This window comes from Polaromonas sp., assembly GCF_029945895.1.
In the GTDB taxonomy this organism is placed as follows: Bacteria; Pseudomonadota; Gammaproteobacteria; order Burkholderiales; family Burkholderiaceae_C; genus Polaromonas.
The window spans coordinates 1-2,912 of record NZ_JAQSDL010000052.1; the positions used below are offsets into that span (position 1 = coordinate 1).

Here is a 2,912-nt window from a genome sequence, read left to right on the forward strand (position 1 = left end):
ATTCCGGAGATATTGGGAGGATTGAGTCCAACACAATACACCGTTACTTTTTATACAAGTTTTGCGGATGCGCAAGCGCCAATAGCGGCCATTGGAAACGTAACGGCTTATACAAGTGCCACTGACACCATTTATGTGCGCGTTCAAGACAACACCACAGGATGTTTTGATGTTGTTGCACTTAATTTAGTGGTGAATCCATTACCTAACTCAACCCAGCCGAATTATCCGCAGTATTCGTTGTGTGATAATGACCAGAGCAACATTGGTTTTGAAGTATTTGATTTGGCTAGTAAAGTAAATGCTATTTTACTGGGTCAAACAGGTATGACTGTCGTTTTTTACCCCAGTTTGGCCAATGCCCAAAATGATACCAATCCGATATTTAATTTGTTTTACCAAAACCAAATAATTTACGTTCAGACGTTGGGTATTCGCATTACCAATGCGCTAACGGGATGTTATGTAATTTCTACGATGGACATTCGTGTGGAACCTTTACCAACGCTTATTCCACCAAACCAGCCGTATACGCTTTGCGACGACGATCAGGATGGTTATACTTCGTTTGATTTGACTACCTTATTACCTGGATTATTAGGTAGTACGCCGTCGAATTATACGGTAACTTTCCATGAAACCCTTACGGATGCACAAAATGATACTACCACTATATTGGATGTGACTAATTATATTAACCTCAATCCGTTTGTACAAATCCTTTATGTAAGAGCAGAGGATAATACTACAGGTTGTTTTAGTATTATTACCATCGAATTAAATATTGATCCAAGTCCGGTAGCACCAGTATTACTGGATGACATTGTAGTGTGTGACACGGACAACAATACACAAAATGGGAATACCAACGTTAATTTAACCCAGAGAACTGTAGATGCATTGGCACAACAACCATTACCAGGATTAAACTATATTGTGGAATATTACAATACACTTCTTGCGGCTCAGCAAGGTTTGTTACCCATTGTAAATGATACAAATTACCCTGTAAACAATGGAGATACGATATGGGTACGCGTAGAAAGCATTGCTACGGGATGTTATAATATTGGCACATTCCAAATTGTAATCAATGCGCCACTTGCCCTTACCACGCCAGCACCACTGAGTTTGTGTGATGATGATGCGAATCCGAACAATCAATTCCACACTTTTGATTTAACAGTGAAGAATCTTGAAATCGCACCAGGTGGAGAACAAGTTACGTATTACTCAAGCTATGCATTAGCACAAGCTGGAGTCGCAGGAACACAGATTCAAAATCCAACGGCTTACACTAACACCAGCCCAGCAGTTCAGACTTTGGGCGTTGTGGTCACTACTGCAGCCGGATGTAAAAGTGTAACGACTTTAGATATCAGAGTACTTCCGATACCAACACCAAACAGAAATCCACCAGCATTGGCACCTAAGTGTGATGATAACAATCCGGGCGATATGTTGGAGATTTTTAACTTAACGGTAAATCAAGCCTACATTGGAAATAGTGACCCAAGTTTGACGTTCCATTATTTCCCAACCTTAGCCGATGCGCAAGCCAACAATACTGCAGTAGAGTTTATTCCACCAACAGCGGCTTTAGTAGGCGGTAATGTATTTATCCGAGTAGAAAACAACAGAGTAGACTACCAAGGAAACAACTGTTATGTAATTGTAGAACAAGCGCTAACGGTGAATCCGTTGCCAATAGTAGTTCAGCCACTAGCTCCGTTTAGAGTATGTGATGACAATGCTGATGGAATCGCTGATTTTGATTTCACTAATCCTGATTTGGCTATAGCGATATTGGGAGCCACACAAAATCCAGCAGACTTTACTATCACCTATTACCTAACTTCAGCAGGTGCTAATCCAATCACAAATACTGGAGAAACTCCGCTTCCAGCAACGTATACCAATGTAACGCCAACTTCACAGAATGTATTCATTCGTGTAGTAAACAATGCAACAGGTTGTGTGAATGCTACCGGTGTATTGACTTTGGCTGTGGAAGCATATGCTACAGCAACAGGACCACAGACTTTTGATGATTGTGATAACTATAATGATCCGTACGATGGCGTGCACCGAATTGATTTAACCCAATACGCAGCAACCATTTTAAACGGACAAAATCCTGCCATTTTCCTAGTGAGTTATTACACCAGCTTAGCCGATGCCACAGCGGGAACCAACCCACTTTCAGCAGCAGAAGCTGCAGCGTATGAAACCGATCCTGATACGGATACGATATGGGTAAAAGTAGAAAACAGCAGCAACTCGATTACGCCGTTCTGTTATGCTCTTACTACAATTATAATTAATGTAGAGCGTTATCCAAATCCGATTATTAATACACCAAATGGGGTGACTACGATTTGTGTGGATTATGTAACCAATGCGGTAGTTAGAGATTTAACTTTAGATGCGGGCATCGCCAATCCGGCAAACTACACTTTTGAATGGTTTGAGAATGGTTCAACCACTGCAATTCCGGGAGCGACAAGTTCAACGTATACGGTAGACACTCCAGAAGCGACTGGAGCTACTAGAAGTTATACCGTTCATGTAACCAGCACTAGCGCACTAGGTTGTGATACCACATCGGCCTCGTTTGATGTGATTCAATCGGGACAAGCGGTAATTCCAACGGGAACGACGGGTTATGTAGTGAGCAATGCGTTCAGCGATTCGCAAATTATTACAGTAACTGTCGAAGGGTATGGAACGTATGAATACAGTTTGGACGACGGACCACGACAAACCAGCAATGTGTTTGAGAATGTGAGTCTGGGCAGTCATATTATCCACGTTTGGGATAGTGAAGGCGGCGTAGCTTACAGTTGTGAAGAACTGATTATAGAAGATGTTCAAGTAATTGATTATCCGCATTATTTCACACCAAATGGCGA

General features: G+C 41.7%; 1 protein-coding gene. It reads left to right on the forward strand.

Annotated features, from left to right (window positions below):
- A partial coding sequence (locus PSV33_RS07160; protein ID WP_300560193.1) for a hypothetical protein occupies window positions 1-2,912 on the forward strand: 2,912 nt, incomplete at both ends.